Annotated in this window: 8 protein-coding genes and 1 pseudogene; 8 read left to right on the top strand and 1 reads right to left on the bottom strand. The window is 30.7% G+C overall.

What is annotated here, in order from left to right:
• The 5 genes from ABJD66_RS09655 to ABJD66_RS09675 form a co-directional block, all read left to right on the top strand.
• The coding region (locus tag ABJD66_RS09655) for a 2TM domain-containing protein (protein ID WP_348130882.1) at positions 1-736 on the top strand (736 nt) is incomplete at its 5' end.
• A gap of 31 nt (positions 737-767) precedes the next feature.
• Positions 768-1073, top strand: coding sequence for a 2TM domain-containing protein (locus ABJD66_RS09660; protein ID WP_348130885.1), 306 nt, complete (start codon positions 768-770; stop codon positions 1071-1073).
• Complete coding sequence (locus ABJD66_RS09665) at positions 1064-1405, top strand: 2TM domain-containing protein (protein ID WP_348130888.1); 342 nt, start codon at positions 1064-1066, stop codon at positions 1403-1405. Before ABJD66_RS09660 ends, ABJD66_RS09665 begins: the two co-directional genes overlap by 10 nt.
• Position 1406: 1 nt before the next feature.
• Complete coding sequence (locus ABJD66_RS09670) at positions 1407-1748, top strand: 2TM domain-containing protein (RefSeq protein ID WP_100896345.1); 342 nt, start codon at positions 1407-1409, stop codon at positions 1746-1748.
• A gap of 92 nt (positions 1749-1840) precedes the next feature.
• Positions 1841-2596 (top strand): LytTR family DNA-binding domain-containing protein, encoded by a 756-nt coding sequence (locus ABJD66_RS09675; protein WP_100896344.1) that lies wholly within the window; start codon positions 1841-1843, stop codon positions 2594-2596.
• 93 nt (positions 2597-2689) lie between these two features.
• Here ABJD66_RS09675 and ABJD66_RS09680 read toward each other — a convergent pair whose 3' ends face one another.
• A complete protein-coding gene (locus ABJD66_RS09680) occupies positions 2690-3874 on the bottom strand; it encodes an LETM1-related biofilm-associated protein (RefSeq protein ID WP_348130892.1) in 1185 nt (394 codons plus the stop codon).
• Between the two features lie 144 nt (positions 3875-4018).
• Here ABJD66_RS09680 and ABJD66_RS09685 point away from each other — a divergent pair, with 144 nt between their 5' ends.
• The 3 genes and pseudogenes from ABJD66_RS09685 to ABJD66_RS09695 all read left to right on the top strand — a co-directional run.
• The gene (locus ABJD66_RS09685) at positions 4019-4696 is read left to right on the top strand and encodes a DUF4331 family protein (RefSeq protein WP_348130895.1); all 678 of its coding nucleotides are present in this window, start codon (positions 4019-4021) and stop codon (positions 4694-4696) included.
• 21 nt (positions 4697-4717) lie between these two features.
• Complete coding sequence (locus ABJD66_RS09690) at positions 4718-5413, top strand: hypothetical protein (RefSeq protein WP_348130898.1); 696 nt, start codon at positions 4718-4720, stop codon at positions 5411-5413.
• A gap of 73 nt (positions 5414-5486) precedes the next feature.
• Positions 5487-5802, top strand: a pseudogene (locus ABJD66_RS09695) (hypothetical protein); the annotation flags it as partial.

The raw sequence follows: 5802 nt of genomic DNA on the forward strand, positions 1-5802 counted from the left end.
ATTATCTAAAGTATATAGGTATGTTTTAGAGCAGAAGAATAAAGATTTGGTTACAGTAGACGAGGAGTTAAAATTTGCAAAAACATACATACGCTTACTAAAAATGAGGTTTGAGGATAGTATTGTTTTTGATGTACCAGAAAAAAGTAGTAATCCAGATGCCAAAATAATACCATTATCACTACAATTATTGTTAGAGAATGCGGTAAAGCACAACATAGTATCGTCTAACAAGCCTTTGCACCTAAAGGTTGAAGAAGTAGATAGTATGCTAATTGTGAGTAATAATTTACAAGAAAAAAAAGTAGTTAAAAAGAGTAGTGGAGTAGGGCTTAAAAACATACACCAACGCTACCAAATGTTAACAGACAGAACAGTAATCATCAACAAAGACGCAACAGAATTTAGTGTGCACTTGCCAATCTTAACCAAACAAGTATCAACTATGGAAACACAAAAAGTACATTTAGACGAAAAACGCTATCAAAGAGCAAAAGAGAGAGTAGAAAAAATAAAAGGATTTACATACAACTTAGTATCATACTGTTTTGTAATTCCGTTTTTAATATGGTTAAACTACCAAACAACAGATTTTCCTTGGTCGGTATTCCCTGCCTTTGGTTGGGGGTTAGGTTTAGCAGCTCACGGTATGGAAGCCTTTGGTTATAACCCTTTATTTGGTAGAAACTGGGAAAACCGCAAGATTAAAGAGTATATGGAAGACGATAAATTTTAAGAGAAATAACTAACCAACTAAAAATACAACTATGGAGATTAATACTAACGAAGATAAATACACAAGAGCCAAAGAGCGTGTAAAGGAAGAAAAAGAGTTTTACAACAAAGTAATATCATCTGCTTTTACTGTAGCTGTAGTAGCTGCAATTAACTATTACGTTAACGAATTTAGTAATCCTTGGTTTTTGTGGGTTGTATTAGGTTTAAGTATTAGCCTTGTATTTAAGGCGGTTAAAGCTTTTAATATTTTCCCTTTTATGGGTAAAGATTGGGAACAAAAGAAAATTAACCAATTAATGAAAGAGGAAGAAGAAACCAACAAAAAATGGAGGTAATGGAAGATTATAATCAGCAATATAGAAACGAAAAGCTAGAAAGAGCTAAAGAAAAAATAAAAGAACTAAAAGGGTTTTACATTCATTTAACGGTGTTTATTTTAGTAAACCTGTTTATTGTAGGTAGTGTTATTTTTAGTTCTGGTTGGAACGGATTTTTAAATATAGGTACATATTTTACACCATTTTTTTGGGGAATAGGTTTAGTAGCACATTACTCTAAAGTTCACGGCTCATTACCATTTTTTAGTAAAGATTGGGAAAAGCGTCAGATTGAAAAGTATATGGAAAAAGAAAAAAGGGAGTCAGATGACTTTTTAAAAAAGAAATAAGATGAAAAAAGCACCATTAAGTAAGTTAGAAAGAGCAGAGAAAAAGGTAAAAGAAATTAAAGATTTTTACAATCATTTAGGTTGGTTTTTAGTGGTAAATATTGTGGTATTAATTATTAGATTTAAACTGTTTGATATCTTCTCTTTTGATTCGGTTTCTGTAGGAAAAAACATAACTGTTTGGATAGATGTTAATATGACAGTAATGCCATTACTTTGGCTGTTTGGGTTAACCTGCCACGGACTATATGTTTTTAAAGATAAGTTTCAGTTTTTTAAAAATTGGGAACAAAGACAAATTGAAAAATATATGGAACAGGATGACGATGTAAAATACATGTAGTTTTAAATTACAGAACCTTAATTTATAAAATAGCATAGAAGTATTAAATTGATTTTTTCTATTTTGCCAACAACAACTAAATAACCAAACTAATGAATGTAATTATTATTGAAGATGAAAAACCAGCAGCAAGAAGACTAAGTAGATTACTTGCAGAATTAGATGTAACAGTTTCTACAATGTTGCACTCGGTTGAAGAATCTATAATTTGGTTTAATGAGAATAAGCACCCAGATTTAATTTTTTTAGACATACAATTATCAGACGGTTTATCTTTTGAAATTTTTGAACAGGTAGATGTAAAAAGTGCTATTATTTTTACCACTGCATATGACGAATATGCACTGCAAGCTTTTAAATTAAATAGCATAGATTATTTACTTAAACCAATAGATGATGAAGAGCTAGAAGTTGCTGTAAATAAGTATAAAAATATGACCGCTTCTAACGCAAAAATATCAGTAGATTTTGAAGACATAAAAAAGCTACTAGTAAACCCAATAGAACGCGAGTATAAAAAACGATTTACTGTTAAAGTAGGGCAGCATATAAAAATTATAAACGCAGATGATATTGAATGTTTTTTTAGTGAGAACAAAGGTACATACGCAGCAACTGCAGATGGTAGAAATTATTTGCTAGACATTACTTTAGAAAATTTAGAATCTGAGTTAGAACCTAAAAACTTTTTTAGGGTTAGTCGTAAGTTCTATGTAAATGTAAACTATATAAAAGATATTGTATCTTACACAAATTCTAGACTTCAACTGGTATTAAATAAGTATAATGATTCTGAAATTATAGTAAGTAGAGAAAAAGTAAAAGACTTTAAGTTGTGGTTAGAGTAAACCTTTTTAAAATATTGGTGTTAAATTTATTAGTACATAAAAAAAACTAGTATAAGATTTATCTATACTAGTTTTTTTTTATGCAATTTAGGCTTATTCTTCAATCCTGTTTTCATCAAAAGAAGATGGTAGTAATTTAGGAATTAATTTTATAAAAATAGGAAGCAATATAGCTCCTCCTGGTAACATAAAAATAGCTAAAGAAGGTATACTCTTAAAAATATCTAGCAGTTGGTTTTGTACTTTTCTCTTCTCTTCCACACTTAAATTTGTAATGGTAGATTTAGATATTAACGCAACCAATTCTTTACTTTCAGCTAATTCTTTTTGTAACCTTTTGCTATTTCTTAGTATTAATTTGTTAGCAAATTTAGAGGTGTTATTATAAAATTTTTCGGCTAAATTATGATCTTTTAAATACGGAATTTCCTTTGCGTTTTCTTTAAAAAAAACAGCTACTTTTTTAATAGATTTTTTAACCTTTTTTCGTTCTAAATTTAGGTCGTTTGCAATGCTAAAAACAAACTCAGATTCTTGGTAGTCTAAAGTTAAATCTTCCCATGCTGTAACGCATACAATATCCATTAAATATTGATATACTTCTGGTGTAAATTTATCAATTAAACGCGCTCTGTAATGTGCATCAAAATGATGATAATCATCTGGTAAAAATGATAAAGAAGCAATAAATAAATAACTTAAACGCTCATCATATTTTTGCTGTTGTTTAGAATTTAAGGTGTGATGTACAAGATTTATTAAGATATATTCTATCTCTTCTGCATATTTTTTTATGCCTTTTTCATCAGTTAAAAAACGCTTAAAAAGTAAAACATCAACAAAAAGTAAGGTGTTGGTAACAGAGCTTCCAAATGTTTTATTAATTAAATTTTCCTCTAAAAATACTCTAGATTTTAAAATAGCTTCTAATTTATTACTTGCTTTAGATCCTGTAAAAATCGTATCAAAAAAGCTAGAGTTTACATCTAAAGCTTCATAAAAATGAGTTGTTTTTTTTATGAAATTAGCGTAATTATAATCTTTATATTCTAATATATATGTAAAATATAGGGCAGAAATTAGATTAGCTTTTGCATTTTCATCTTCTGTAGGGGTGTGTGTAATTGGAATGAATTGTAGCCATTTTACGTGAATTCCATATATAAAACCTGTAGTGCAAAGACTACGGTATAAGTCATTAAAATTAGTGTAGACAACATTACTATTAGTAACTACTTGTCCAAACTTATCTATCCAACCAGAAGCAGACGGGTTCATAACTTAATTTTTTGCTAAACTATATATTGTATAGATGTAATATATGCTTTATTTCTGTTTAACAAAATTTTAACAATTAAAAACCAAACCCTACTTTTTAAAGCTCCGTAAGTAGGGGTGAATTTATAATTAAAACATACTACAATGAGAAAAAACAGAAATTTATTAGTTGTATACTTACTAGCAATAGTGGGTGTAGTTTTAGTAGCGGCAGATCATATTGATGCGCCTTCTACTACAGGACAAACTGCAGATATTGCAGATTTTTATGCTTTTGAGCCAACAACTGGTTCAGACAATACAGTATTTGTTGTAGATCTACAAACTAACGTTTTACCAGATTTAGCTTATGGTTCTTTTGATGAAGGTGTATTAACTGAAATAAATATTGATAGAGATGGTGATTTGGTAGAGGATTTGGTAATACAAGCAATACCTAGAGATGGTAAAATGTACTTTTTTGGTCCTGTAGAGCCTTCTTCTACTGGTTTAAATGGAGAAGTTATGGTAAATGCTCCTTTAGGGTCTGTTGCTATATCTGGTGCTACGGCAACTATAGAGGAACTATCTAATGGTGTTAAGTTATTTGCTGGTCCAAGACAAGATGCTTTCTTTTTTGACTTTACACAGTTTAATGCTGTAATAGGTGGTATGGCTCCAGAAGGTTTTAAGGCTTCAGATGAAGCTACAGATACTTTTAATGGCGCCAACACAATGTCTATTGCTATAGAAGTTCCTAATACTATGTTGGGTACCACTACCGCTACAAATGCTCTAGGTTTAGAAGTGTATAAAACTTGGGTAACTACAAATAAAAAATAATAATACTAAAAACTTACAATTATGAAATTATATAATATAAAACACCTTGCCTTAGCTTTTGGGGCGGCATTAACTATAGCGTCTTGTTCTGATGATGATAACGGAGATATGAATATGGAGCCAGAGGCAACAGATTTTTCTGGTACATACACACAGGTAGACCATATGGGTAGACCAGGTATTAACACTGTTTTGTCTTATGATATAGATGGGCAACCAAGTGTAAAAGATGCCCAAAATGTTACAGTACCTTCAGAAATGGGTGCAATGTTTCAGGCTGGTTTTGAGGCTAGATTAGAGCAGTACCATGATGTTTATGCTAATTTATTAGGAGCAGATCCTGCAGATGTAAACTACGAGAACAATATTTTAGGTCTAGATGCAGTAACATTAACTAGCTATTTAGCAGCAGATGTATTAGAAGTTGCTCCAAACTTACCAACTACATATTTTAATCCAGGTACAGATAATGATGGTGATGGAAGAATTCTTGTTCCAGATGGAGATGAAGTTGCTTTAACTGGAAGATTAATAACAGATGATGTTATTGATGTGTCTTTAATATTGCTTTTTGGAGGAGCAGAAGGAGACCGTTTTAGTGGTCAAGATACAGATGGTGATGGTACAGCAGATTTACCTCGTTTAACATCAGATGGTGTTAGTTTAACAGCAACAGTTTCTACAGATTTCCCTTTTTTAGGAACTCCAGAAAACTAATTTACAATAGCCATAAAGGGAGGTTTAACCTCCCTTTTCTCAACTTATATTTAACTCTACAAAATTTAATAAAATGAAAAATATAGCCTTATTTACCCTCTTAATTACGCTTGCTTCTTGTAATTTAGAAGGTAATTCAGCAATTACAAATGCCAAAGATTATAACGCTTTTTTAAAGGTTGATGCAGAAAAAACAACTTCAAGAAAATATGAGTTATGGAACTCAAAAATAAAGCCAGACAGTATGCAAATTGCCAGTTTTGGTATGGTTGCACAAGAGTACAACAGGTACTTTAAAAACACGGGTAAAATAGAATATCTTAAAAAGGCAGAACAATGTTTAGCAAGAGCCGTAGATGTTGCAGCAGTTAATAAAGCAGATTTTTACA

It is taken from the genome of Cellulophaga sp. (assembly GCF_039943695.1).
Classification (GTDB): domain Bacteria; phylum Bacteroidota; class Bacteroidia; order Flavobacteriales; family Flavobacteriaceae; genus Cellulophaga.

What these genes read in the sequence shown, in the direction of transcription:
- ABJD66_RS09660 (WP_348130885.1), top strand. Translation starts at nt 768, where the DNA reads ATGGAGATTAATACTAACGAAGATAAATACACAAGAGCCAAAGAGCGT.
- ABJD66_RS09665 (WP_348130888.1), top strand. Translation starts at nt 1,064, where the DNA reads ATGGAGGTAATGGAAGATTATAATCAGCAATATAGAAACGAAAAGCTA.
- ABJD66_RS09670 (WP_100896345.1), top strand. Translation starts at nt 1,407, where the DNA reads ATGAAAAAAGCACCATTAAGTAAGTTAGAAAGAGCAGAGAAAAAGGTA.
- ABJD66_RS09675 (WP_100896344.1), top strand. Translation starts at nt 1,841, where the DNA reads ATGAATGTAATTATTATTGAAGATGAAAAACCAGCAGCAAGAAGACTA.
- ABJD66_RS09680 (WP_348130892.1), bottom strand. Translation starts at nt 3,874, where the DNA reads ATGAACCCGTCTGCTTCTGGTTGGATAGATAAGTTTGGACAAGTAGTT.
- ABJD66_RS09685 (WP_348130895.1), top strand. Translation starts at nt 4,019, where the DNA reads ATGAGAAAAAACAGAAATTTATTAGTTGTATACTTACTAGCAATAGTG.
- ABJD66_RS09690 (WP_348130898.1), top strand. Translation starts at nt 4,718, where the DNA reads ATGAAATTATATAATATAAAACACCTTGCCTTAGCTTTTGGGGCGGCA.